This is a genomic window from Rhizobium sp. AC44/96 (assembly GCF_001692185.1).
GTDB lineage: Bacteria > Pseudomonadota > Alphaproteobacteria > Rhizobiales > Rhizobiaceae > Rhizobium.
The window spans coordinates 125,620-149,652 of record NZ_LXKO01000014.1 but is presented as its reverse complement, the minus strand read 5'-3'; the positions used below and the strand labels follow the sequence as shown (position 1 = coordinate 149,652).

20 protein-coding genes are annotated in these 24,033 nt (G+C 60.4%); 13 read left to right on the top strand and 7 right to left on the bottom strand.

Annotation, left to right across the window (positions count from 1 at the left end):
* Positions 1-549 precede the first annotated feature (549 nt).
* On the bottom strand, positions 550-1,656 hold the full coding sequence (locus A6U87_RS13345) for a histidinol-phosphate transaminase (protein WP_065691745.1): 1,107 nt from the start codon (positions 1,654-1,656) through the stop codon (positions 550-552).
* A gap of 120 nt (positions 1,657-1,776) precedes the next feature.
* Here A6U87_RS13345 and A6U87_RS13340 point away from each other — a divergent pair, with 120 nt between their 5' ends.
* The 9 genes from A6U87_RS13340 (at position 1,777) to A6U87_RS13300 (ending at position 11,388) form a co-directional block, all read left to right on the top strand.
* Positions 1,777-2,547 (top strand): SDR family NAD(P)-dependent oxidoreductase, encoded by a 771-nt coding sequence (locus tag A6U87_RS13340; protein WP_065692204.1) that lies wholly within the window; start codon positions 1,777-1,779, stop codon positions 2,545-2,547.
* Between the two features lie 289 nt (positions 2,548-2,836).
* The gene (gene hisD / locus A6U87_RS13335; RefSeq protein ID WP_065691744.1) at positions 2,837-4,165 is read left to right on the top strand and encodes a histidinol dehydrogenase; all 1,329 of its coding nucleotides are present in this window, start codon (positions 2,837-2,839) and stop codon (positions 4,163-4,165) included.
* A gap of 3 nt (positions 4,166-4,168) precedes the next feature.
* On the top strand, positions 4,169-5,182 hold the full coding sequence (locus tag A6U87_RS13330; protein ID WP_065691743.1) for a zinc-binding dehydrogenase: 1,014 nt from the start codon (positions 4,169-4,171) through the stop codon (positions 5,180-5,182).
* Positions 5,183-5,228: 46 nt separating this feature from the next.
* The gene (gene hutC / locus A6U87_RS13325; RefSeq protein ID WP_065691742.1) at positions 5,229-5,969 is read left to right on the top strand and encodes a histidine utilization repressor; all 741 of its coding nucleotides are present in this window, start codon (positions 5,229-5,231) and stop codon (positions 5,967-5,969) included.
* Positions 5,970-6,010: 41 nt separating this feature from the next.
* Positions 6,011-7,303, top strand: a complete 1,293-nt coding sequence (locus A6U87_RS13320; RefSeq protein WP_065691741.1) for a hypothetical protein — start codon at positions 6,011-6,013, stop codon at positions 7,301-7,303.
* Between the two features lies 1 nt (position 7,304).
* The gene (locus tag A6U87_RS13315; RefSeq protein WP_065691740.1) at positions 7,305-8,450 is read left to right on the top strand and encodes an alpha-hydroxy acid oxidase; all 1,146 of its coding nucleotides are present in this window, start codon (positions 7,305-7,307) and stop codon (positions 8,448-8,450) included.
* A 239-nt stretch (positions 8,451-8,689) separates the two neighbouring features.
* Complete coding sequence (locus A6U87_RS13310; RefSeq protein ID WP_065692203.1) at positions 8,690-9,709, top strand: ABC transporter substrate-binding protein; 1,020 nt, start codon at positions 8,690-8,692, stop codon at positions 9,707-9,709.
* A gap of 22 nt (positions 9,710-9,731) precedes the next feature.
* Positions 9,732-10,592 (top strand): ABC transporter permease, encoded by an 861-nt coding sequence (locus tag A6U87_RS13305; RefSeq protein ID WP_065691739.1) that lies wholly within the window; start codon positions 9,732-9,734, stop codon positions 10,590-10,592.
* Positions 10,593-10,605: 13 nt separating this feature from the next.
* Entirely contained in the window at positions 10,606-11,388 is a 783-nt protein-coding gene (locus A6U87_RS13300; RefSeq protein ID WP_065692202.1) for an ABC transporter ATP-binding protein, read from the top strand.
* 31 nt (positions 11,389-11,419) lie between these two features.
* On the opposite strand, the gene A6U87_RS13295 is transcribed toward A6U87_RS13300, so the two are convergent.
* Positions 11,420-13,471 carry a N,N-dimethylformamidase beta subunit family domain-containing protein gene (locus A6U87_RS13295; RefSeq protein ID WP_244499484.1) on the bottom strand — a complete coding sequence of 684 codons (2,052 nt, stop codon included), beginning with the start codon at positions 13,469-13,471 and terminating at the stop codon, positions 11,420-11,422.
* Positions 13,472-13,504: 33 nt separating this feature from the next.
* Positions 13,505-14,833, bottom strand: a complete 1,329-nt coding sequence (locus tag A6U87_RS13290; RefSeq protein ID WP_244499483.1) for a DUF882 domain-containing protein — start codon at positions 14,831-14,833, stop codon at positions 13,505-13,507.
* A 422-nt stretch (positions 14,834-15,255) separates the two neighbouring features.
* Between A6U87_RS13290 and repA the strand changes: the two genes are divergently transcribed.
* The 3 genes from repA (at position 15,256) to repC (ending at position 18,935) form a co-directional block, all read left to right on the top strand.
* Positions 15,256-16,479, top strand: coding sequence for a plasmid partitioning protein RepA (gene repA, locus A6U87_RS13285; RefSeq protein WP_065691738.1), 1,224 nt, complete (start codon positions 15,256-15,258; stop codon positions 16,477-16,479).
* Entirely contained in the window at positions 16,476-17,516 is a 1,041-nt protein-coding gene (gene repB / locus A6U87_RS13280; RefSeq protein ID WP_065691737.1) for a plasmid partitioning protein RepB, read from the top strand. The genes repA and repB overlap by 4 nt, the downstream gene beginning before the upstream one ends.
* A gap of 204 nt (positions 17,517-17,720) precedes the next feature.
* Entirely contained in the window at positions 17,721-18,935 is a 1,215-nt protein-coding gene (repC, locus tag A6U87_RS13275) for a plasmid replication protein RepC (RefSeq protein WP_065691736.1), read from the top strand.
* Between the two features lie 92 nt (positions 18,936-19,027).
* On the opposite strand, the gene A6U87_RS13270 is transcribed toward repC, so the two are convergent.
* The 4 genes from A6U87_RS13270 to A6U87_RS13255 all read right to left on the bottom strand — a co-directional run bounded on the left by A6U87_RS13270 (position 19,028) and on the right by A6U87_RS13255 (position 23,094).
* The gene (locus A6U87_RS13270; protein ID WP_065691735.1) at positions 19,028-19,870 is read right to left on the bottom strand and encodes an ABC transporter permease; all 843 of its coding nucleotides are present in this window, start codon (positions 19,868-19,870) and stop codon (positions 19,028-19,030) included.
* A 4-nt stretch (positions 19,871-19,874) separates the two neighbouring features.
* Complete coding sequence (locus A6U87_RS13265) at positions 19,875-20,696, bottom strand: ABC transporter permease (protein WP_244499508.1); 822 nt, start codon at positions 20,694-20,696, stop codon at positions 19,875-19,877.
* A gap of 53 nt (positions 20,697-20,749) precedes the next feature.
* Positions 20,750-21,841 carry an ABC transporter ATP-binding protein gene (locus A6U87_RS13260; protein ID WP_065691733.1) on the bottom strand — a complete coding sequence of 364 codons (1,092 nt, stop codon included), beginning with the start codon at positions 21,839-21,841 and terminating at the stop codon, positions 20,750-20,752.
* 77 nt (positions 21,842-21,918) lie between these two features.
* Positions 21,919-23,094 carry an extracellular solute-binding protein gene (locus A6U87_RS13255; protein ID WP_065691732.1) on the bottom strand — a complete coding sequence of 392 codons (1,176 nt, stop codon included), beginning with the start codon at positions 23,092-23,094 and terminating at the stop codon, positions 21,919-21,921.
* 168 nt (positions 23,095-23,262) lie between these two features.
* On the opposite strand from A6U87_RS13255, the gene A6U87_RS13250 reads away from it, so the two are divergent.
* On the top strand, positions 23,263-23,994 hold the full coding sequence (locus tag A6U87_RS13250; RefSeq protein WP_083199442.1) for a GntR family transcriptional regulator: 732 nt from the start codon (positions 23,263-23,265) through the stop codon (positions 23,992-23,994).
* Positions 23,995-24,033: the final 39 nt, after the last annotated feature.

Below are 24,033 nucleotides of genomic sequence, written 5' to 3'. Positions count from 1 at the left end.
AAGCGTCATGATCCATGCCCTGTCACGAGCGAAGATGGGGACGAGTCCGGCTCTTAAGGATGCGCCGACGCTCCACGGGAGATGCGTCCGGGGTGCGCGCACCCGGCCAAAAACCAATCCGTGCCGTAAGCGCCGGCGGGAGAGACTGGAGAGATAAGGGCTAGTAGAAGTTGTTGTTGCCGCCGCGAACGGGTCCGATTCCGGCCGGAGTCGCGTAGGTCGTATTTCCTGCCGACCCTGCCGTCGCGCATCCCGATAGGGACAGAACAGACAATGCGACTACGGCCAACAAAACTTTTACAGGCATGGGTCGTCCTATCGTTGGGGGCAGCTTGAGTGAGGATGATCTCGCAACTTACGGCTCCTTGCAAGTCTCAGGCTGCAACCCGTCGCCGAATACAATTCTGAGGAGCTGCTAAGGGGAACGGCGGCATAAAAGATATCCGCCGCCCTTTCTGGCTTGCGGGCTTGTTGTCCACCAGTCTCAGGAAATAAAATAAAATAGCATGCTTGGCGCTGCCACTCTATTCAGAGCGCCGCAGCTTGCTGTCAGCCAAGTACCTTCGTCAGCGCTCGCAGGAAGTGGTCGTTTTCGGCCGGTGAGCCGATGCTGACGCGGATGAAGTTCTCATAGCCCTTCTGTTTCCAGGGTTTGACGATGACGCCCTCGGCCAAGAGCTTTTCGGCGGCCTCTACCGCGTTGGTGCCGCAATCGAAAAACAGGAAATTCCCCTTCGAGGGCGCGACTTTGAGATTGAGGGCAACGAGGCCGGTGGCTAGGCGCTCGCGTTCGTTTCGTGCCAATTCGACCGTCCGCTGCAGATGCTCATTGTCCGCGAGCGCGGCGAGCGCTGCGTGTTGGGCAATGGCATTGGTGTTGAATGGCGTACGTACTCGGTCGAAAACCTCGCGCAGCGCGGCGTTGGAGGTGATGCCAAAGCCGATCCTCAGGCCCGCAAGGCCGAAGGCCTTCGAGAAAGTCCTGAGCACCACCCAGTTCTTGTCGGTTCCTGCCAGGTGATCGACCGCCGAGATATAATCGTCGCCGCTCGCATATTCGGCATAGGCTTCGTCCACGACGAGCAAGGTCTCGCTATCGACTGCATCGAGGAAATCGCGAAATGCGCCGGCGCCAATCCAGCTGCCGACCGGGTTCATCGGGTTGGCGAACATGATCATCTTCGGTTTGCGCCTTGCCGCTTCGATCAAGGCCGGCACATCCACGGTGAGATCGCGCAGGACCTCGATGCGCTCCAGCTTGCCACCCATCAGGGCGGCGTAATCCTCGTGCAGCGGGAAGGATGGATAGAGCGTCGTGACCGTATCCGCGGGGCGGACGACGGCGCGGCATATGACGCCGATCAGGTCTTCCGATCCGTTTCCGAGGATGACCTGGGGGCTCGTGACGTTCAAGGCGTCGGCAATCGCCTGGCAAAGCTCCCTGCCCTTCGGGTCGGGGTAGAGGCGCACCAGATCATGGAGCCCGCCGTCGAACCGTAACGCGCCGTCGGGGGCACCGAGCGGATTTTCGTTCGAGCCGAGTTTTGCAATCGACACCGGCTGATAGCGCTGACGGACTTCCTCGAGGGTGAGGCCTGCATTGTAGGGCGGTATGCCAACCACCTCTTCACGAATCAGCTTCCGCATATCAGACATTTCGATCTCCAGGTTGGAACGCCACGCCGACCATAGGAGCAATCGTCCGGCTTGTCGATAATGTATAGACATAAAATCGAAAAGCTGTTTCTATTCGTGAAAATGCCGCAGGAGAGCACGATGACCGGGAATATCTTCAGCCTTGAGGGAAGAGTTGCAGTTGTCACAGGCGCGAGCCGAGGACTTGGTCAGGCGATCGCGCTGGCGCTCGCCGATGCGGGGGCTGATCTATGCATCACGGCGCGCGATGAAGGCTCGCTTGCCGAGACGCAGCAGTTGATCGAGGCGCGGGGACGCAAGTGCTTCGCCGCCTCGCAAGACGTCAATGACGTGCCCTCCATCGAGCGGGTTCTTGATCAGTTCGCGGCGCTTTCCGGTCGGATCGACATTCTGGTCAACAATGCCGGAATGGAGCAGGTCTCGCCTTCGCTCGATGTCGACGAGGCGCTCTGGGACCAGATTATCGGCACGAACCTGAAAGGCGCCTTCTTCTGGGCGCAGGCGGCCGCCAGGCGGATGTCGACGCAGGCCAACGGCGGCAGCATCGTCAATCTTTGCTCCCTCACCTCCTTTGTCGGCATTCCCACCGCGGTCCCTTACGGCTCGTCGAAGTCGGGGCTTCTGGGCATGACGAGAGCACTTGCGGCCGAATGGGCATCGTCTGGGATACGCGTCAATGCCGTGGCGCCAGGCTATTTCCGCACGGCGATGACGGAAGGTTTCTACCGGGACAGCGCCTGGCAGGCGCGCATGCTCGAGAAGATCCCGCAACGGCGGTTTGGCGAGGCGACCGACATCGGCGGCGCCGTCGTCTTCCTTGTCAGTGACGCGGCTGGCTATATCAATGGTCATTGCCTTCCCGTCGATGGCGGTTTTTTGGCCTCCATATAAAAAATAGGCAGCGGTGCAAAAAGCGTTTGACATGAATGCACATGTATATACATCTAAAGACAAGCAATAAAAGCGGAACAACAAAGCCATAGGCTGACTCGCAAGGCGGCTGATGGCGCCTTGACATTTAATGCGTGAAAACGAACCGGGACGACCTTGCTCACGCCTCGCGGCTGCGCAATAGGAACCGGATTCCAATACGGTTTACCGCTTGGGCTGAAGGCCTTGGCGATTGCCTCAGTGTGCCTGCCATTCTGCCTCGCCAGTGGCCTCAAAAAGGGTATGTGAAATGACTGAAGTGTCCTTCTACGAATATTCGAAACTCAGCCCGGAAGAGAAAGGCGCCCTTCTGCGCCGTTCGGAAACCGATATTTCGAGCTTCATAGAAAAAGTCAGGCCGATCCTCGAGGCTGTCCGTACTGAAGGCGACAGCGCCGTTGCACGCTTTGGCCGCGAACTTGACAAGGCAGACCTTTCGGAAGCGAACATCAAGGTCACCGAGACCGAATTCGATGCCGCATTCAAGCTCGTCAGCGACGATGTGATCGATGCCATCAAATTCGGTATCGAGAATATCCGCGTCTTCCACGAGGAGCAGAAGCCCGAGGCCATGTGGCTGAAGGAAGTCCGTCCCGGCGCCTTTGCCGGCGACCGCTTCACGCCGATCCAGTCGGTGGCGCTCTACGTGCCGCGCGGCAAGGGTTCCTTTCCGTCGGTCACGATGATGACCTCGGTGCCGGCCGTCGTCGCTGGTGTTCCGCACCTCGCTATCGTTACGCCGCCGGCCCCCGATGGCAGTGTCGATGCGGCAACGCTCGTCGCGGCGCGTCTGGCGGGTGTTGATACCGTCTACAAGGTCGGCGGTGCGCAGGCAGTCGCCGCTGTTGCTTATGGCACGGAGACGATCAAGCCGGCGCTGAAGATCGTCGGCCCCGGTAGCCCATGGGTCGTGGCCGCCAAGCGCAGTCTGGCCGGCGTCATCGACACCGGACTTCCAGCCGGTCCCTCCGAAGCGATGATCTTCGCAGATGACACGGTTCACGGCGGTCTTGCCGCGCTCGATCTCCTGATCGAAGCCGAACACGGCCCGGATTCATCGGCCTATCTCGTTACCCACAGCCGCCGCGTTGCCGAAGAAGCCCTGGCAGCGCTGCCGGAACATTGGGCCCGCATGACTGAGCAGCGGGTGAATTTCTCGAGCACGGTGCTCTCCGGCAAGTGCGGCGGCGTCGTCCTGACCTCGTCGGTCGAGGAAAGCTACGCTTTCGTCAATGCCTATGCCCCCGAGCACCTGGAAATCCTGTCCCGCGACCCCTTCTCCCATCTCGGCCACATCACCGAGGCGGCCGAGATCCTCATGGGACCTTATACGCCAGTCAGCATCGGCAACTTCTGCCTGGGGCCGAATGCCGTTCTTCCGACCAGCCGCTGGGCCCGCACATTCGGTCCGCTTTCGGTCACCGACTTCGTCAAGCGCAGCTCGATCGGTTACGTCACTGCCCCTGCCTACCCGCTGTTTGCCGAGAACGCGCACAAGCTGGCTGTCTACGAAGGCTTCTCCTCGCATGCCAACGCGGTCTCGCCGGTGCGCGATGCCTACCTGAAGTTCGGAGGCTGATCGATGAAGGCAGTTCGCCTTTACGATGCAATGGACCTGCGCGTCGAGGAGGTCGAACGGCCCTCTCAACCGCCGGCCGGCCACGTGAACATCGAGGTAAGGGCCGCAGGGATCTGCGGCTCCGACCTCCACAATTTCCGCACGGGACAGTGGATCTCGCGACGCCCGTCGACGGCGGGACACGAGTTCTGTGGTCGGATCTCGGCGGTCGGCGACGGCGTGGAAGGTCTTGCTGTCGGAGACAGCGTCGCGGTTGACTCGCGCGTCTATTGCGGCACCTGCCCGGCATGCGCCTCCGGCCGGACGAATGTCTGCGAACATCTGGGTTTCGTCGGAGAAGTGTGCGACGGCGGCTTTGCCGAAGCCGTCCAGCTTCCCGCCCGGCTTGTGATCAAGCATGAGCCGTCGCTGGACCCGAGGGTGGCCGCCATGGCCGAGCCACTGGCTGTCGCGCTGCACGCCGTTCGCCGATTGAACGCGCCGGCTGGCGAGCCTGTGCTGTTGGTCGGTTGTGGGACGATCGGTGGTCTGAGCGGCCTGCTGCTGTCTCGCCTCCACGAAGGCGAATTGCTGTTTGCCGACTTGAAGGCTGATCGGGCCCGCATGGCTGCCGACATCTGCGGCGGGAGCGTCGTTGATCTGGAACCCACCGGAATTGAAGCAAGGTTGAAGGGCAAAAGGCTGCGCTATGCGCTCGATGCCACCGGCAGTACCCGCGCGATCGGCGAGGCCCTGGGCCTGCTTTCCGGCGGCGGCGTGCTGGCGCTCGTCGGCATCAGCCACGGACGCCTCAACCTCGATCCCAATATTCTGGTGGAGCGCGAAATCGCGATGCTGGGATGTCATGCCTACGAGAACGAGCTTGCCGAGGCCGTTTCCCTCCTGCCGCAGCTGGAAGCTGAACTCCAGCAGTTCAGCGATGTCCTGTCGTCGCTCGATGAGGTGCCGGGCGCCTACCAACAACTGCTCGACGGACAGACCGACAAGCTGAAGACCATCGTTCGGATCGCCGAATGACGTATCGACCGCCTGTAGTTGGGTCTTTTGAGATGGAGCCAAGATTTTGAGTGCACTTTCCGACACTGCCTCTCCGCTCTACGAGAAGGTCAAGGACTTCGTGCTCGGCAATATCGGCAGTGGCAAGTGGGCGCATAACAGCCGGCTTCCCTCGGAAAACGAGCTCGTCTCATCGCTTGGCGTCTCGCGCATGACCGTCCACCGGGCGCTTCGAGAGCTGACATCGGAAGGCTACCTACACCGGGTGCAGGGGGTCGGAACCTTTGTCGCTCCGCCGAGAGCGCAATCGACCCTGATCGAGATCAGCAACATCATCACCGAGATCAAGGCGCGCGGCAGCCGTCATCGGGCCGAGATGATCCTGCTCGAACGCATCGAGCGGCCGGAACCGGAGCTGCTTCTGGCATTCGAGTTCAACAAGAAGCAGTCCGTCGATCATTCCCTCGTCGTTCACTATGAAAACGACGTTCCGGTGCAGCTGGAGGAACGCTACGTCAATACGGCGCTGGTGCCGGACTATCTGGCACAGGATTTCACATCGATCGCCACCTACGAGTATCTCCAGCGCTGCACGCCCATGACAGAAGTCGAGCACCTGATCAGCGCTCTGCCGGCAACGGCCGAACATGCCCGGTTGCTGCGCATGCGCGAGGGCGACAGCTGTCTCGTTCTCTATCGAAAGACCTGGACGGGCCCGACGATCGCCACCGTCAATACATTCACGCATGTCGGCAGCCGCTATTCGCTCGGCAGCCGATATATGGCCCCCGCCAAGAAGAACCCCTGACACCAAGACGTAACGCCCATTCCCATTGAAGAGCAGAGTTCATGACCGACAATACAAGCCGAACCGCGACAATCAGGGATCACGCCAAGAAGCGCGATGGCGTCGCCGAAAAGCTGCTCGCCGGGCTTCTCCATGACCTGTTCCAGGTGAACGCCACCAACGTGGCGATCAACTACGACCAATATAGCCTGAACTCCCTGAACGGCTTTTTCGACGACGCAGACCAGCAATACTTCTTCAAGTTCCATCAGGAAGAGGGCGAAGAGGCGATGAGCGGCGAATACTATCGCGCCGACATCATCGCTCGGGCCGGGCTTCCCGTCGATCAGCCGCTGATGATGTCGACGCTGCCCGGCGAACAGATACTCGTCTACAAGCGAAGGTCGGACCCACGCTTTTCAGACGTGCTGCGCGCGCTCGATGTCGAGCATGACGACCAGACGGCAGAGCAGGCGGTTGCTGCCGAGGAGCGGCTGAACCAGACCGTGCTTTCCGTCTACCTCAAGACGCTGCAACCCGTCACCGAGGTGCAGGTCGCCGGCGAGCCCGTGCACCGGCTGTTCCATGATCGCCTGATCACGGCACCGAACGCCGTCTATCCCGGCGGACGCCTCGCCAGCTTCTACGTGGGGAAGGAGTTTGAGTTTCCCGGCGCAAAGCTCTCCTGGGAGGAATTCTCCGCGGCACGCTTCGTGATCGGCGGCGTCGAATACGAACGGACGATCGGCGAGCTTTTCGACGCGGCCAACAATAGGCTAGCGCCGTCGCGATTGGCCGACGCCGGTGGCGTCACCGCTCATGGCGATGCGCATAATGCCAATGTCTGGTACTCCCGTCACGGCGATCAGGCCTACCTGTCGTTCTTTGATCCTGCCTTTGCCGGCGAGCACATCCCGACCCTTCTCGCCGAGGTGAAGACGACATTTCACAACATCCTCGCCCATCCCTTCTGGCTTTATGACCCCACGGTCGCCGAGCAAACCTTCAAGGCTACGGCACGCCATGAGAACGGACGGCTGTTTGCCGATTTCGACTGGCGCCTCAGCCCGGTTCGCAAGGCCTTGCTCGACGTGAAGGCTAGCGCCATGTGGAAGCCCCTGCTGCAGGACCTCAAGGCGAGAGGGATGCTGCCCGCCGATTGGCGTGAGGTCGTGCGACTTGGCCTCTTCCTGTGCCCGACACTGGTGATGAACCTGCGCGCTGGCGCCACCACGCACAATCCGACCTCATCGCTGATCGGTTTTTCCGTTGCCGTGATGACCGGCAGCGCGCCTGTTGCCGGCGAGGATGTGATGACCCGCTTCTTTGACATGATCGATCCGGAGCGGAACTGAAATGGCCATCGTCAATATCGATGATCTTCGTGTCGCTGCCGGCCGCCGGCTGCCGAAGATCTTTTTCGACTACATCGACGGAGGCTCCTTCGCGGAGGAGACACACTCGCGCAACCGGACGGATTTTTCAGCGCTCAGGTTGCGGCAGAGCGTTCTGGGAGAGCATGGCGAGCCAGACCTGTCGACATCCTATCTTGGCCGCGATTATCCCCTCCCCTTCATGTTCGGCCCGGTTGGTTTTCTGGGGCTTTATGCGCGTGATGGCGAACAGAAGGCCGCCAAGGCTGCCCATGCCGCCGGCATCCCCTTTGCGTTGTCGACATTTTCCATTGCGTCGCTCGCTGACATCCGGCGCGCGACGAACGGTCCCCTGCATTTCCAGCTCTATGTCCTCGAGGATCGTTCGCTCTGCGACGAGCTGATCGCAAGTGCGATCGAAGCCGGCGTCGACACCCTCTATGTCACCGTCGATACCGCCATTACTGCCATTCGCGAGCGCGATGTTCGCAACGGATTCCGCTCACTCACCCGCGTCACGCCCCGCATGTTCCTCAATCTTGCGAGGAAACCGGGCTGGCTTCTGGATGTCGCGGCGCGCGGCATGCCGGGCGTGCGGGCCGTGGAGCATCGTCCTGAGTTCGGCAAGGGGGCGCTGGAACAGGCGGCCAACCTGTCGCGCGGGATCGACAAGAAACTGTCGTGGAAGGACATCGCCTGGCTGCGCGAGCGCTGGATGGGCAAGCTCGTCATAAAGGGCGTCCTCAGCGGCGAGGACGCAGTTAAGGCACGTGAGGTCGGCGCTGATGGCGTCGTCATCTCCAATCATGGCGGCCGGCAGCTGGATGGGGCGACCAGCACCATTGCTGCGCTGCCCGGCATCCGCGCCGCTGTCGGCACCGACTTCACGTTGATGCTCGATGGCGGCATCCGAAGAGGAACCGACATCATCAAGGCGATCGGGCAAGGTGCAGACGGCGTGATGCTCGGCCGCGCCTATACCTACGGCCTGGCCGCCAACGGCGAACAAGGTGCTGCCGAGGCCATATCGATCCTTGCGCGCGAAATGTCGATCAGCATGAGCCTGATGGGGGTGAACTCGATCACGGAGTTGAAGGAAAGAGGAGCGGAGTTCGTCTTCAGGGAGTGAAATATCCATCACTTCGGTCGCGCAACGACCGCGATTGGAATAGGGATGTTCCGCCCAAGTCGGCCCGCCACGACAATTTGTGGCAGTGACGGCATTAAGGGTTTGCAACGTCTAGGGAAAATACCGCAATACAAACACGCGTCCGGGAGCTTTTCTTCATGTCCGGGCGCAATAAAAAGACGCGAATGAAGTTGCTGCTTACGCAGCCAGCCAACGTTAATCGTCAGAAAGGGGTTTCCATGAAATACTCGTCGATCAAGAGCAAAATCTCCCGCGCCGCCATCGCCTTTGGCGTTATCGGTGCCCTCGCCCATGCCATTCCGGCAAGTGCCGCCGATACCATCCCGACTCAACCGGAAGCGGGCACGTTCAAGCTCGGTATCGAGCCATGGCTCGGCTATGGCCAGTGGCACGTCGCTGCTGCCAAGGACCTGTTCAAGGCCGCAAAGCTGGAAGACGTTCAACTGGTCAACTTCACCGAAGACAAGGACCTGAATGCGGCCCTCGCCAGCGGCCAGCTCGATGGTGCCAATATCGCGACCCACACCGCCATGGCCATGGTTGCGGCCGGTCTTCCGGTCAAGATCGTCTCGCTTCTCGACTTCAGCTTGTCCGCCGATGCGATCATCGCCGGTAGCGATATCAAGAGCGTTGCCGATCTCAAGGGCAAGAACGTTGCCTACGAAGAAGGCACGACAAGCGACATCCTGCTCAACTACGCGCTCGCCAGCCACGGCATGACGATTGACGATATCACCAAGGTGCCGATGCCGGCTGCCGACGCAGGCTCTGCGCTGATTGCAGGACGCGTTCCCGTCGCCGTGACATACGAGCCCTACATTTCCTCTGCACGTGCCCAGGACAAGAACGTCCAGCTGCTGTTTGCGGCGGGTGAGGATCCGGGTCTCGTCTCCGACGTCTTCGTCGTTCGTGACGACGTGCTGAAGTCCAAGCCGGGCCAGGTTCTTGCCATGTTGAAGGCCTGGGATTTGGCGCTTGCCGAGTACAAGGCAAATACGGCGGACTCCCGCGCGATCATCGCGAAGGCTGTCGGCGCTTCGCCTGAGGACCTCGCAACCGCATTCGATGGCGTCCAGTATTACACCACGGCTGAAGCCAACAAGGCGTTTGCCGGCGACTTCAAGACCAAGACCTTCGTCGACGTCCAGAAAGCCGCCAAGACCGCTGGCATCCTGACCCAGGACGTTTCCGTCGAGCAGATGCTGGATCCTTCGTTCGTCGACGCTTCGAACAAGTAACCACCGCCCAGGGGAATACCGAATGTCTGCCTCCCAAGGACTGACCTCATCCACCAAGGGACCCCGCGCGCAGTCGCGCGCGGGCGTCGGGAGACCACCGAGCGCATTTCGCATTGGTGACCCGCTCAACGGTCGCACCTATGTCTTGATCGCGCTCACCGTCTTTCTTCTGCTGTTCGTTGTCTGGTGGCTGTCGACCACGACCGGTTGGGTCAAGCCGATCTTCCTGCCTAGCCCGGCCGCGGTTTGGGACAAGATGGTCGAACTGACGCTCAACGGAACGCTTCTGAGCGATGCAGGCATCAGCATCTACCGCATGCTGATCGGCTTTGCGATCGCCTCGGCCCTGGCAATCCCGATCGGCATCATGATCGGATGCTTCAAGACCTGGGAAGCGGCGATCGAGCCATTCGTCGACTTCGTCCGGTACATGCCCGTCGTCGCATTCGTGCCCTTGACCATCCTGTGGGCCGGAACGAGCGACATCCAGAAATTCGTCATCATCTTCATCGGGACCTTCTTCCAGCAGGTGCTGATGGTGATGGACAGCGTGAAGCGGGTACCACCGGACTTTGTCGGTCTTGGCCGCACACTGGGCCTGTCCGAAACGCAGATTCTGCGCCGGATCGTGTTGCCATCCTCTCTCCCGGGCATCTGGGACACCCTGCGCATCAGCCTTGGATGGGCCTGGACCTGGCTTGTTCTGGCCGAACTCGTCGCCGCAACCTCGGGACTGGGATATCGCATCGTCGTATCGCAGCGCTATTTCCAGACACAGACGATCATCGGCTACATCCTGCTTCTTGGCGTGCTCGGCCTCTTGACCGACCAGAGCATGAAAGCCCTCGAGCGCGTCTTTTTCCGCTATTCGTCGAGACATTGAAATGATCCAGGAAATGATCGAGCCGAAACTTAAAATCGAGTCCTTGAACAAGTGGTATGTCGGCTCGAAGAGCCGTGTCCATGCGCTCAGCGATATCAATCTGGAGCTCGCCGACAACGAGTTCGTGTCGCTGGTGGGCGCGTCTGGATGCGGCAAGAGCACGCTGCTGTCGATCGTGGCAGGCCTGCAGGGGTTCGATAACGGCGTGCTGCTCACCGATGGCGCGCCGATCGTCGGCCCCGGACTGGATCGCGGCGTCGTCTTCCAGTCCTATACGCTGCTGCCCTGGCTGACGGCGCTACAGAATGTCGAGTTCGCCCTTCAGGCGGCCGGCCATTCAAGTGCCGAATGCCGGGAGATTGCCCGCCATCACATCAACCTCGTAAAGCTCGATCGTTTCGCCGATGCCTTCCCGTCGCAGCTTTCCGGTGGCATGAAACAGCGCGTCGCGATCGCGCGCGCCCTCTCCTATCGACCGAAGATGCTGTTGATGGACGAGCCCTTCGGCGCTCTGGACGCGCTGACGCGCCACCAGATGCAGGAATTGCTGACGCAGATCTGGGAAGAGCACCGGCTGACCGTCCTCTTCGTCACCCATGATGTGGAAGAGGCCGTCTATCTCTCCGATCGCATCATCGCGATGAGCATCAATCCCGGCCGCATCAACACGACCTTCCATGTGGGCCTCGGGCGCCCGCGCAATCAGGACATGATCGCCTCGTCCGAGTTCATCGCCTTGCAGAAGGATGTGCTGGCCGCAATCCGCGCCGGTTCGCAGGGGGCCGACGAGCACTAGTTCGATCCGGGGCAGATCCGTGGGAGGTTGCTCACGGATCTGCCCCGGGCCAAATTGCCGTCTGGCGTGAAGCCTTGAACTTGCCGATCAGGTTTTTCATGATCTGGCCGACATCGTTCTCCTCTCCCGGCCCAGGCAGGGCACCGAGCCATGCAACCGAGCTTGCGGAAAAGACGAAGCCGCCCGCCTCGTGACGATAGACCGTCATGTCGGATCGGCGAAGTGCCGCACGCTCGCTCTCGCCATCGGCCACCCAGAGATCCGGCCTGACCTGGAAGCTTGCATCGAAATCGTCTGCAACAGCCAATCTTACGAGATTTTCCGGCGTGCGCGCCGATCGCAGAATTGCATCGACCTCATAGCCTGCGGCCCCACCGAGAACGCTTCCCTGCTGCCCGAACACGTCGGATGTGACGCCATCAAAGATCCAGGCGAAGTCGGAATGGTAGCTGCCTTCAAGGCGCCGATAAGGGCGTGAGGGGCCGAAGCTCATGATCACATAGCTGACGCCGAAGAGCTGCTGCGGATGATGGCGTCCGCGGTCTTCCCAATTGCCGCCGGGCTCACCGGTGATCGCCATATGGATTTCGCCCGGTCGGCCGGGCCAGATATCGTTCTTGCCACGTCGCAATTCCATCTTGTCGTCCTGGAACGCGACAACCCAGTAAAATCCGTTGCCACCGAGATAGCCCACGCTCCCGCCCGACTGAACGTAGCGATCAAGCCCCGCCATCATGTCCGACGACCAGTATTCCGGATGGCTGCCGGTCAAGAGCAGCTGATATCTCTCGAGGCTCGCAAATCCTTCGGCATGCAGGTCATGGTCGGTCAGGATGTCGACGTCGATCGCATGGCGCCCGCAGAATTTCAGGAGCTGGAGATCGACGGGAAGCAGATGCGGGCAATTCGACAGGGGGTAGTGATAGTCGTCGCGCAGTGTCGCGCGCGGTCGGCGGCTCGATGTCAGGCTGACGCCGCTGAGGTCGCTATGGGTGTCGTAAAGGCTGAGGAAGTTGTTATCGATGGCAAAGAGATGGCCACGATCGCTCCCCTGCCAGGGGTAGCGTTGCGGAGGCAATTGTTCGTCGGCATAGGCGAGATAGGTGGCGGTGGGCAGCAGTACCGCGACCGTCGAGCGGGGCTCGCTGGGCCGAACGAAGAACGGCAACTTCTCGACGCTGTCGCTGGTCGTGATGGTGAGCGCGTAGACGCCAGAACGGGCGTCTGGCGGGATGCTGATGGTGCAATCGGGTGCCCAGTCGAAACCACCGAAATCATCGTCATGGAGAGCGATCGCGTCGAAGTGATCTGGTGCAAGCCTCGGATCGTGGACGTCGCCCGTGAATCGGGCGGAGGCGACTGCGAATGTCGGGGCATTATGGATGGTAAGCGCGGCGTCACCGTTGACGGGGTTCTCGCCCCTTATGGGCGCTAGGGAGGTGACAATGCCTCTGGTCGGGAAATGCCACTCCAGCGTGGTCTCGTCGGTCTCGACAAGAAGACGTCCCAGTCTTGCGTTGAGCGTAGCCTTGTCTTGGCCAGGGGCTGCCCCGATCCTTACATTTCCAGGCTGCGCTTCATCGAAGATCGTGCAGCTGCCGACATTGTCGCCGTCATGGAGCCTGACGGTACAGGAAATGTTCGCCGGGGTTTGCGAGACGGTAATCCTGTACCAACGCTCCTGCCTGATTTTCGCGAGCAGATAGTCGTTTGCGAGCAGGGTGCCGTCCGGCTCGAGACTGAGCAGGAATGAGCCGAAGGAGATAACCGGCTTCGCCTTGGCATTCGGACTGAACGATATCTCGATCGTCAGATCCATTCTCGACGCGCTGCTGATGCAAGGCGGCAATTCGATCCAGGATCCCAGGCTGTAAGCTTGAACTGACAAGGCCGGCTTATGCCGCTCGATCGGCCAGTCGACAACGATTTCCTGGTCGCGATCGAGTGTCACGACCGCAATTGCCGCGTCTGGATCACGGGAGGAGATGAAGGCCCGCGTGTCGGACCCCGCCTTCGCGCTCCAGGGCTCCATGTAGCCCACGGCCGCCATGGCGTTATGGTTCAGGGAGGTCTTCATATCCATGGGCTCACTCTATGACGGTTACGCCTGTGCGGCTCAGCCGTCGATCGCAAACCGCTCCGTATCGAATTCGTCGTCGACAAGATCCAACTCTTCGTCGTCGGCATCAGGGTCCGCGTCGACGCCGACACCATGCAGGCGAGGCGCCGTCATTTCCATCGCCGTACCCGGCGCACGCAAAGCCCAGGCAAGGAGTGCCTTTGTGGACGTTGCGCCAACGCCGGCCGAAAGCTGCGGCAACGTCGTAGCAAGTGGGCTCGGGGCCGGTGCCATCGGCGCCAGCTGGCTTGTGGCTATACCCCTGCCCTGGCTGGTGATCTGCAGCGCTCCGGTGGCGCTCTTGCCGATGACGAGGCTTGCCAGCATGACCGGTGGTGCCTTGGGCGGCACTGATGCGACCGTCATGCTGTCCACCTGTGGACGAAATGTCGGCAATGGGATTGCCAGAGCGGCAAGGTCAGGCATCTTCGATTTGCCGGTGTCTACCAGCGTTGGTTTCGCTTCAAGCTGCATCGCCAACCCTTCGCGGGCGCGGCTGCGTGGCGTCGGCAACATGGCGGTGACGAGGCGGCTGGGGAGATCGACAGACGGGGTATCAGTACCCACTTCGTCGTCTTCGCCGGTGTTGCGCGCAATCTCGATGGGGCGCGTACGGACGCGCTTCTTCTGGTCGGCGAGAGCAAGGTCATAGCCCGGCAAAGCCCGGCCGTCAGCAGGCAGATGCAGCGTGCGACCGTCAGGAAACAAGCGCGCCAGTTCCTGGCGCGACATGCGTGGCCATGCGCGCACATTGCCGACATCGAGATGGACGAATGGCGAGCCCGAGGTGGGGTAGTAGCCGACGCCACCAGCCTGGATCTGCATGGCCAGGCCGCGCAATGTCGCAAGCTTCACGCCCGGAATGTAGAAATCCATCGCCTTGCCGAGCATGTGCTGGCTGCGCTTGGCGACGCCGGTGTTGCGCGACCGATTCCGGAGCATGTTGTTGGTCGAAGGCGAGCGATAGGCCGATACCACGTGGATCGACTCCTTCGCACCGCTGCGCTGGTAGACCTCCCAGACGAGATCGAGCAGCTTTGGATCCATCTTGGTCGGTTCGTTCTTTCGCCAGTCGCGCAGGAAGCGATTGATCTGGGCAAGGCCTTTCGGGTCGAACTTTCCATTGCGCTTGAATACGATCGTCGCCTTCTCGCCGGTGTGGGTGAAGAAGAGCTTCAGCGCCCGGTCCTCGGCTGCGGCCTGTGTGGTTCCCGCGATGCCGGCGAAAATCAGCAAGCCGATCAGCGCCATACGATGAGCGATGAGCGAAAGGATGAAGGCCACGGCATTGGCCGGGATCGACAAAAAGGCATGATGCAGGAACACGAGACTCGTCCAGGGTAAAGTGAAATCAGGACGCGCATTGGCAACGCCGGCTTGGCGATAATTATGGTCAACAGTGTCTTAACGGATGGTTTATGGTCGCGGGAATGTGAATTGGGCAGGTCGGCACGCTTGTGATTCCGTAACAGTGGCACAACCGCTGAGGCGTGCTCGATCAACTGCTGCGCGTTGCGGTCGCGACAGGTCCACAAGAAAACAGCTTGGCGCATAACGGCCACAAGTAGCCAGGTAACTATTTGATTAAATGAGATAAAAGGAGAGGGCGGTGCGCGGTGTCGGTCGATTTTGCCGTCAACCTGCTAACTGTCGGTTAACTCTAAACTTCTGGACGCTTTTTGCGAATCATGTTCTAGCTTTGGCGGGCAATGACCGGCAAACCGGTGGTGGACCGCTAAGAGGGATGGATGGCGATAGCAAATCGAGTCGAGACAGTCGTTACCGCGAAAGAGGATGCTGGCAGCAAGATCCTGCGCCATGCAAGCATTCTTTCTGGTCAGCTGCAGCAGCTCAGAACGCGCATGTATCCCCCGAAGTCGGAAAAGATGCTGCGGCCGTTCCTGACCAATGAAGTATCGAAGCTGACCTCCATTCCGGATTCGACGCTGAAGCTGATGTCCTCGGAAGGGCGTGGGCCGGTTCCGAGCAGGCTCGAAAACAATCACCGCGTCTATACGCTGGCGCAGATCAACGAACTGCGAGAACTGTTCGCAGCACAGAAGCCTGCTGACGCCTTGCGCTTTTTGCCGCGGCGGCGTCCGGGCGAGCACCTCCAGGTTCTCGCGATCGCCAACTTCAAGGGCGGCAGCGCGAAGACGACCACCTGCGTGCATCTCGCCCATTATCTTGCCATGCATGGCTACCGCGTACTGGCACTCGACCTTGATCCGCAGGCCTCGCTATCGGCGCTGTTTGGCGCCCAGCCCGAGGTCGATGTCGGTGCAAACGAAACGATCTACGCGGCATTGCGCTATGACGAAAACGAGCGTCGCCCGATACGCGACATCATTCGCAAGACCTATTTCGACGGTATCGATCTCATCCCCGGCAACCTCGAGGTGATGGAATACGAACATGAAACCCCTCGGGTGCTGGCGCAGAAGTCGAGCGCCGGCGCGATCTTCTTCGAGCGCCTGAAGCTTGCTTTGTCTGAAGTCGAGAACGATTACGATGTCGTCATTCTGGATACGCCCCCTTCCCTCGGCTTTCTGACGCTGAGCGCGATCTATGCTGCGACCAGCATGATCATCACCGTGCATCCGGCCATGCTCGATGTCGCATCGATGAGCCAGTTCCTGTTGATGATGGGAGACCTAATCAGCGTCCTCAACGAGAACGGCGCCCAGCTCGACCAGGATTTCATCCGCTACCTCGTGACCCGCCATGACCCAAACGATGCCCCGCAATCGCAAATCGTTGCGATGCTGCGTCATCTCTTCGGCTCCGATGTCCTCCTGCCCACTGCAATCGAAAGCACCGCTGTCGAGGCCGCGGGACTGGCGAAGCGCTCGATCTACGAGCTCGAAATGGGACAGATTGGTCGCGACACGCATCGACGCGCCCGCGAGGCGGTCGATGCGGTCAACGAGGGGATCATGCGGCTGATCAACGATAGCTGGGGGCGTCCATGACAAAACCGCAACGCAAATCCCTTGTCGCGAGTTTCGGACTGATTTCGGCGGAACTCGGCGCCGACCAGCCGCCGGCAGCCGACCACCCGCCGGCAGCCGAGCAGCCCGCGGCGCCCGCCCCTGCCCCGGCAGCGCGCGTGGGTGCAGGCGTGATCGGTGCGGCGCACCGCGCCATCGATGACATCCGGTCCGAACGGGATCGCCTGAAGGCACTGGTCGAGTCGGGCGGCCTGTCCGTTCGCGAGATCGACACGTCGCTGATCGATCCCTCGCCTTACCCGGACCGTCTTCCCGATGATGACGCCACGAGCTTCGAGGCGTTCAAGCGCTCGATCGAGACCGATGGCCAGAAGGTTCCGATCCAGGTTCGAAAACACCCAGTGTCGCCTGGTCGCTATCAGGTCGTCTATGGTCACCGCCGCTGGCAGGCGCTAGCAGCGCTTGGCCGCCCTGCTCTTGCTGTCGAGGTCGAGATTTCCGACACCGACCTTATTCTGGCGCAAGGCATCGAAAACGCCAGCCGCCAGGACCTTACCTGGATCGAGCGGGCGCTGTTTGCGGCGCGTCTCGACGAAGCAGGCATCAAGCCTCGTGACATCAAGGCTGCGCTTTCAATCGACGACGCCGAAATGGCGCGGATGCGCAGCGTCTATCGATCGATTCCGATCGACGTGATCGAGGCGATCGGCCGTGCTCCCAAGATCGGCAGACCGCGATGGGTCGAGTTCGCCAAGACCCTGGCTGACGATGCGACCAGTCTGGCAGCCATCAAGGCGGTCTTGGCTGACAACGATGGCCGCCCCGAGGGGTCGGACCAACGCTTTATCAGGGCCTTGCAGGCCGGCAAGCCTGCAGCGAGCCCGCGTCGCGAACCGACATCGATTGCTGGTGGTAACGGAGCGCCTCTGGGCGCCTATGTTGCATCGGCAAAAGAGGTTCGGATCACGGCCGACGGTGCGCTGGGACCAGAGTTCCTGAAGTTTATCGAGGCGGAACTGCCGGCGCTTGCCGAGCGCTTTGCCCGCCAACGCGGTTAAGAAGATTTACAGGCAGAGCCGTCAGGCTTTGCGCTTTGAAGAAAGGAAGAGCTGCAAAAGAAAAAGGCCCCCTAAACGTTGCCGTCGTGGAAGCCTCTCTCTCTGTGTGACAACTAGAGAATCGCATTTCCCCGAATCCCAGTCAAGCGTTTTTGGCACCGTTTCTGGTGAGCGGATTTCTTTTGCCTTTTGAGGGTGAGAGAAATGCAAGGTGGACATGTGACGACGCCCTTCGGGCGGCGGCCAGTGACGCTTGCCGTGGTAAAACGGCAAACGGCCGTTGCTGAGATCCAGCAGGGCAAGTCGGCAGACAAATGGAAGGTTTTTCGCGACGCCTCCGAGGCCCGCGAAGTGCTTGGCCTGCAAGATCGCAGCCTGGCGGTCCTCGACGCGCTGCTTAGCTTCTATCCGGAGAATGAACTTCGCCAGGATGAGAGGCTCGTGGTGTTTCCGTCAAACGCGCAGCTGGCGCTTCGTGCCCACGGTATCGCCGGCGCAACGCTGCGTCGGCATCTGGCATTGCTTGTCGAGGCGGGATTGATCCTGCGACGCGACAGCGCGAATGGAAAGCGCTACGCGCGCAAGGACAAATCCGGCGCTATCGAGAATGCCTTTGGTTTCGATCTCTCGCCAATGCTGATGCGGGCCGAGGAACTGGCGCTGTTGGCGCAGGATGTGGTCGCTGAACGCATGGCGCTCCGACGGGCCAAGGAGAACCTCACCATCTGCCGTCGCGACGTCCGCAAGCTGATTTCGGCAGCAATGGAGGAGGGTGCACCTGGCGACTGGGGGTCGATCGAGGCCGTCTATATCACGCTCGTTGCTCGTATCCCGCGTTCCCCATCGCTGGTTCAGGTCACCGAAATTCTCGACGAACTGACGCTGCTTCGCGAGGAAATCCTCAACAGATTGGAGTTTCAGGAAAAAACTCGAAATAATAGCACCAATGGTGCTCAAAATGAGTGCCACATACAGAATTCAAAACCCGAATCCATCAATGAACTTGAACCCCGCTCTGATAAAGAGCAGGAGGCGAAGCCGAGCAAGAAGCCGCAGCCACACAGCGAGCCGATAAAGTCGTTCCCCTTGGGATTGGTGCTTCGGGCCTGCCATGAAATCGTGCCCTATGGTCCCGGCGGTTCGATCGGAAGCTGGCGCGACATGATGAACGCGGCCGTCGTTGCAAGATCGATGCTTGGTATCAGCGCCTCGGCCTATCAGCAGGCCTGCGAGGTTATGGGACAGGAGAACGCGGCGGCCGTTGTCGCCTGCATTCTCGAACGTGGCGGCCACATCAATTCCGCGGGAGCCTACCTGCGAGATTTGACGGCACGGGCAAGCCGCGGTGAGTTTTCGCTTGGTCCGATGCTGATGGCGCTTGTGCGCGCTGCCGATGGGGCTGGCCGAAAAATGGGGTGAGGTCGGGATGCTCCGGCCAACGGCCGGGCATTTGTTGACATGGTGCCGCGGATTGGAATGGCGTGCAACAAAAGCGACAGGATGCATTGACCTCAGTGGGAAGACTGCTGTTTTGCTCTTGCGACGATCTGAGTCGGGTTGACGAATTGTAGCGCGATGATGAGCCAGAAGAGCGTGGTGACCATGTAGACGACTGCCATCGCGTCGATGGATTGGCCGGCGCGCACGCCCGATGCGAAGACTGCATAGTAGAGCGACACGACAAGCGTCTGCGTTTGCGGTCCAGCGATCAGGAAGGTCAGCTCGAACATCGCAAGCGTCCGCACAAGAACGAGGAGCAGCGCCGCCAGCATCCCAGGAAGCAGCAGCGGCATAAGGATACGCACGAAGAGGCTCGTTGTTCCTGCCCCGAATACTCGGGCGGCCGCCTCGATGCGCGGATCAATCTGCTCGATGAACGGTATCATGACCAGGACGACGAAGGGGAAGGACGGCACGAGATTGATCAACACCACTCCCCAGAACGTCCCGCCTAGTCCCAGTTGATAGAGCACTGTCGCAAGCGGGATGCCGTAGGTCAGAGGGGGGATAAGCAATGGCAAGAGAAAGAGAAGAATGATCAGCCGTTTGCCGGGAAAATCGCGTCGTGCCAATGCGTAGGCGGTCATAACACCCAGCAGGCCCGCGATAATGACGACCACGAAGGCGATCTCGAAAGTGACGAGAACGACGTTCGACAGCTGAAACTCCTTCCAGGCGCTGGAATACCAGCGCGTCGTCCATCCTGCAGGCATCCAGGTCCCAAGCCATCGCGTGGAAAACGAGTTGATGATCACGACGCAAATCACAGCAAGCAGATTAAGGATGAAGAGCGCGGAAACGGCCCAGACGGCAAAACGCCAGATCTTGGATGCAAACCCTTGGTCGCGGATCATTTGTTCAGCCTTTCGTGCCACCGGCAGGGCCGCGATAAAACAAGGACCGGCCCGCGAGGACGGCGAGGACAACGACCAGCTCTACGCCACCCATGACGAGGGCTATCGCGGAACCCAGGGAATGATCATATTGCTCAAAAGCGGCCTGATATGCGGCGATCGAAATGACGCGAGTGGGTCCGGCCGGCGCCCCGAGCAGCACTGCTGAGGGGAACACTGCGAACGCCTGCACGAAGGCGAGGCAAAAGGTGACCGCGAGCCCGGGTACAAGGAGTGGAAGAAAAACACTGAAGAACCGCTTACGCGGACCGGCACCCAACGTGGCGGCAGCCTGTTCGATCGCCGGATCGATGCCTGTGATGTAGGACAAGGTGAGCAGGAAAGCGAACGGAAAGCCGGTAATCAGCAGCGAGGCAAAAACACCCCAATAGTTATTGGTGAGCTTGACAGGGGAATCCAAGATCCCGAGCAGCAACAGGGTGTGGTTGAACCAGCCGCGTGGGCCGAGGAACGTCAGGAGGCCATCGGCGACAAAGACCGTGCCGAGCGTAATCGGCAAAACGAGAATGGTCGTCAGCAGTCGTTGACGCCGCATCAGGCGGACGCGGAAGGCGATCGGAACGGCTAGTGCCAGGTTGAGGATCGTTACCGGCAGCGCCAGCCACATCGTCGCGCTGATGGTGTTATACTGGAATGGGTCGCTGAAAAACCTAGTATAGTTCGCATACCACGCTCCTTCCTTCGGCGCCAGCGAATCGACGACCCCATAGAGAAAGGGGTAGACGAACAGCGCGATCATGAAGATCAGGCCCGGGAGCACAAGCATGGTGGTGCCGTCGAGGCCGCGAACAGCAAGCCGGGTGCGCAGCGACGGCCCGTTCACAGCGCGGTCCCCTTGAAAACAAGCGAGCGCTCTGCGACCGGTTGCAAGACAGCGACGGCTCCGCGCGGCAAGGCTTCGTCGGCTCGAAAATAGAGGTCGGATCCGTCAGGCGACTTGGCCAGGCCAAAGAACGCACGGCCGCGATATTCCATGCTGCTCACACTTGCAGGGATGCCTTCGCCGCTTACCGCGACCAGGTCTTCGGGGCGAACGCAAAGCACGGCGGCCTCGCCCACCTCAACTGGGGTGCGCATCCTGCCGGTCAGTCTGGCGCCGGCAGCCTCGATCTGTGCCTCGTCGCCTTTAACGGCAACGACCCGGCCCGGAATGCGTGTGCGAAAGCCCATGAAATCCGCAACGTTGAGGTTGACAGGACGCTGGTAGAGATCCTTCGGCGATCCAATCTGCTCAATGTGCCCCTGGCTCATGACGACGATGCGGTCGGCAAGCGACAGGGCCTCATCCTGGTCGTGGGTGACGTAAATGGTGGTCGAGCCTATCTGATCGTGGATGCCGCGGATTTCAGCACGCATCTCCAGACGCAGCTTGGCATCGAGATTGGAGAGCGGCTCGTCCATCAGCACGACAGGCGGGCGGATGACGACGGCGCGCGCTATCGCCACGCGCTGCTGCTGCCCGCCCGAAAGCTGTCCAGGGAGCTTGTCGGCCTGACTTTCAAGACGTACGAGCGCTAAAGCATCGTTGATCCGCCTGTCGGCTTCGGCACCCTTGATGCCCTGCATGGCAAGCCCGAAGCCGACATTCTTGCGTACGCTCATATGGGGGAACAGAGCATAACTCTGGAAAACCATGCCGAAGCCGCGCTTTTCGGGCTCCAATTGATCGATGCGGTTGCCGCCGAGGCGAATTTCGCCGCCCGAAAGCGCAAGCAGACCTGCGATGCAATTCAATGCCGTCGATTTACCGCAGCCAGATGGGCCAAGCAGTGCGATGAACTCGCCAGGGTCGATCGCAAGATCAATCCCGTCGAGTGCATTGTAAGCACCGAAGGAGCGGCGAAGACCGACGAGCTCTAGTCGGGCGTTGTTGCGCGCCGACGGCGCTGCGTTCTGGGCGGGCGCGTTCAATGCAAGACTCCATGTATCGAGGCGATCTATCGTTGAGATTGCAAGGCGCCGGGCTGGCGGCCGGCGCCCCTAGTCAATCAGCCCTTCTTGGCGCCGATCTTCTCGTCCCAGATACGGAACGCCTCAACGAGCTGCTTTGGTTCGAGCGGCACCTCTAAAGGATTGTTGGCAATCCAGTCGGCATATTCCGCGCGGCCGAACTCCTTGATGACGTCCTGGCTTTCCTGCGGTGCCATGTCGACCGTGACGTCTTTGACGGCCGGGCCCGGATAGAAATAGCCCGCGTCATAGGCGATCGCCTGCTGCTTGGGCTGCAGGATGTAGTTCAGGACATCCATGAGAACCGCAATTTTCTCTTCCGAAACGCCCTTCGGAATGACAGCGTAGTGAGCATCGGTAACCCAATGGAAACCATCGAGCTTCTGGACCTTGGCTTCCGCAGGAACGATGCCCAGCGCACGCGGATTGATGTCCCAACCGGTCGTGGTCGCAACGATGTCGCGGGTCCCTTCACCAAGCTCCTTCATCACCTGGCCCGTTCCGCTCGGGTAGTATTCGATGTTTTCGCCAAGTGCAGCGAGATATTCCCAGGTCTTTGTCCAGCCCTTCGCGGGATCGCGCGGATCGCTGTCGCCAAGCAAATAGGGCAACCCCATAAGCAAAGTGCGGCCCGGTCCCGAGTTGGCCGGGCGAGCATAGAGGAACTTGTTCTTGTTCTGCTTCGCCCAATCGAGCAGTTCCTGGGCGGTCTTCGGCGGGTTCACCACCTTGTCCGGCATGTATTCGATCAGTGGCCCTGATGGATAATAGGTGATTACGACGCCCTGGTTCTTGGCAAGCCCCTGCATCTTGAATGCCTGCGGCTGAAGGATGCTTTCAAGGTTCGGCAAATCGGATTTGTGGGCGGAGAGATCGACCCAGAGCCCCTGGTCGAAACCGGCCGACAGTGCGTCGGTACCGGTCAATACCAAGTCGATATCGACCTTGCCGGCAGCCTGTTGCGCCTTGATCTTGCCGGGCAGTTCCGGCGCCGGCGCCTTGGTAAAGGCAAAGCTCGACACCCAGTCAGCCTTCTCGGACGCATAGGCCTCGAACATACCTTGGCTCAGTGCCAGGTTGCCCGCAACGTCGGCGATGGTGATGGTAACCGGGCTTGCGGGCTTCTTCGCCTGTGCAAACAGACGGCCGGGCATCAGGCCGGCCACAGCGACGCCTGCCGCAGTACCAACGAATGTTCTGCGCGTAATGTTCATAACGTCTCCTCCCTTTTCGTGTTCGTTTGTCAACGACCATCTCCTCCTGGTCGTAAGCGGTTCGAACAAACCGTCGTCGCAGATAAGGCATCGCTTCATCAACGACGCTTGGCAACCGCCGCAAATTGATATACTAGTATGGTCAAAAGTGTCAACATAGGGATCGGGATGCGTGAGCGCAGTGCCAGTGCAGCTGGGCTTTCAGAGGGTGTCAGAACCCTGCCGGCACGGCTTCCAAAGGTGCGGCGGGTAACCACGGCAGACGCCGTCTTTCACCGTCTCTACGACGACATCCTCGCTCTGCGGATGCCGCCGGGCATGGCCTTGCAAGAAAAGAAGATCGCCGAGGAATTCGGGGTGAGCCGGACGCCGGTACGCGAGGCGTTACTGCGACTTTCCGAAGGTGGCCTGGTCGACATTTACCCGCAAGCCGGAACCGTCGTCTCTCGCATTCCGGTTTCCGCCATCCCAGAGGCGGTGGTTGTCAGGAAAGCCCTCGAAGCAGCCACGGTTGAAAAGGCCGCACGGATCGCGACGGATCAAGATGTCGAACGGCTAGACGCGATCATCGCCCGCCAGAAGGCTCTGGCCGCACTTGGCGACACGTCCAGCTTTCACGAAATGGACGAGGCATTCCACGAAGCAATCACTCAGATCGCCGGCTATCCTGGCATCTGGGCAATTTTGAAGACGGTGAAGGTACAGATCGACCGGGCACGCCGCCTTACGCTGCCAGCCTTAGGCCGGATGGACCATGTCGTTCTGGAACATATCCTGATTCGCAACGCCATCGCAGAACATGAGGTCGAAGGCGCGCACCGGGCGATGATGCATCATCTCGGCGCCGTCATTCCAGACGTTGAGGAGCTTCGCACGCGCTACCCCGATTACTTCTGCTGAACCAGCCAGCCGACCGCGCAGACAGATAATATAACAGAC

Coding starts and splice junctions, on each gene's coding strand:
- A6U87_RS13310 (WP_065692203.1), top strand. CDS start 8,690: ATGAAATACTCGTCGATCAAGAGCAAAATCTCCCGCGCCGCCATCGCC.
- repC (WP_065691736.1), top strand. CDS start 17,721: ATGCAAGGTGGACATGTGACGACGCCCTTCGGGCGGCGGCCAGTGACG.
- A6U87_RS13300 (WP_065692202.1), top strand. CDS start 10,606: ATGATCGAGCCGAAACTTAAAATCGAGTCCTTGAACAAGTGGTATGTC.
- repA (WP_065691738.1), top strand. CDS start 15,256: ATGGCGATAGCAAATCGAGTCGAGACAGTCGTTACCGCGAAAGAGGAT.
- A6U87_RS13315 (WP_065691740.1), top strand. CDS start 7,305: ATGGCCATCGTCAATATCGATGATCTTCGTGTCGCTGCCGGCCGCCGG.
- A6U87_RS13295 (WP_244499484.1), bottom strand. CDS start 13,471: ATGGATATGAAGACCTCCCTGAACCATAACGCCATGGCGGCCGTGGGC.
- A6U87_RS13345 (WP_065691745.1), bottom strand. CDS start 1,656: ATGTCTGATATGCGGAAGCTGATTCGTGAAGAGGTGGTTGGCATACCG.
- A6U87_RS13340 (WP_065692204.1), top strand. CDS start 1,777: ATGACCGGGAATATCTTCAGCCTTGAGGGAAGAGTTGCAGTTGTCACA.
- A6U87_RS13265 (WP_244499508.1), bottom strand. CDS start 20,696: ATGCTTGTGCTCCCGGGCCTGATCTTCATGATCGCGCTGTTCGTCTAC.
- A6U87_RS13320 (WP_065691741.1), top strand. CDS start 6,011: ATGACCGACAATACAAGCCGAACCGCGACAATCAGGGATCACGCCAAG.
- hisD (WP_065691744.1), top strand. CDS start 2,837: ATGACTGAAGTGTCCTTCTACGAATATTCGAAACTCAGCCCGGAAGAG.
- A6U87_RS13270 (WP_065691735.1), bottom strand. CDS start 19,870: ATGATCCGCGACCAAGGGTTTGCATCCAAGATCTGGCGTTTTGCCGTC.
- A6U87_RS13305 (WP_065691739.1), top strand. CDS start 9,732: ATGTCTGCCTCCCAAGGACTGACCTCATCCACCAAGGGACCCCGCGCG.
- A6U87_RS13255 (WP_065691732.1), bottom strand. CDS start 23,094: ATGAACATTACGCGCAGAACATTCGTTGGTACTGCGGCAGGCGTCGCT.
- repB (WP_065691737.1), top strand. CDS start 16,476: ATGACAAAACCGCAACGCAAATCCCTTGTCGCGAGTTTCGGACTGATT.
- A6U87_RS13250 (WP_083199442.1), top strand. CDS start 23,263: ATGCGTGAGCGCAGTGCCAGTGCAGCTGGGCTTTCAGAGGGTGTCAGA.
- A6U87_RS13330 (WP_065691743.1), top strand. CDS start 4,169: ATGAAGGCAGTTCGCCTTTACGATGCAATGGACCTGCGCGTCGAGGAG.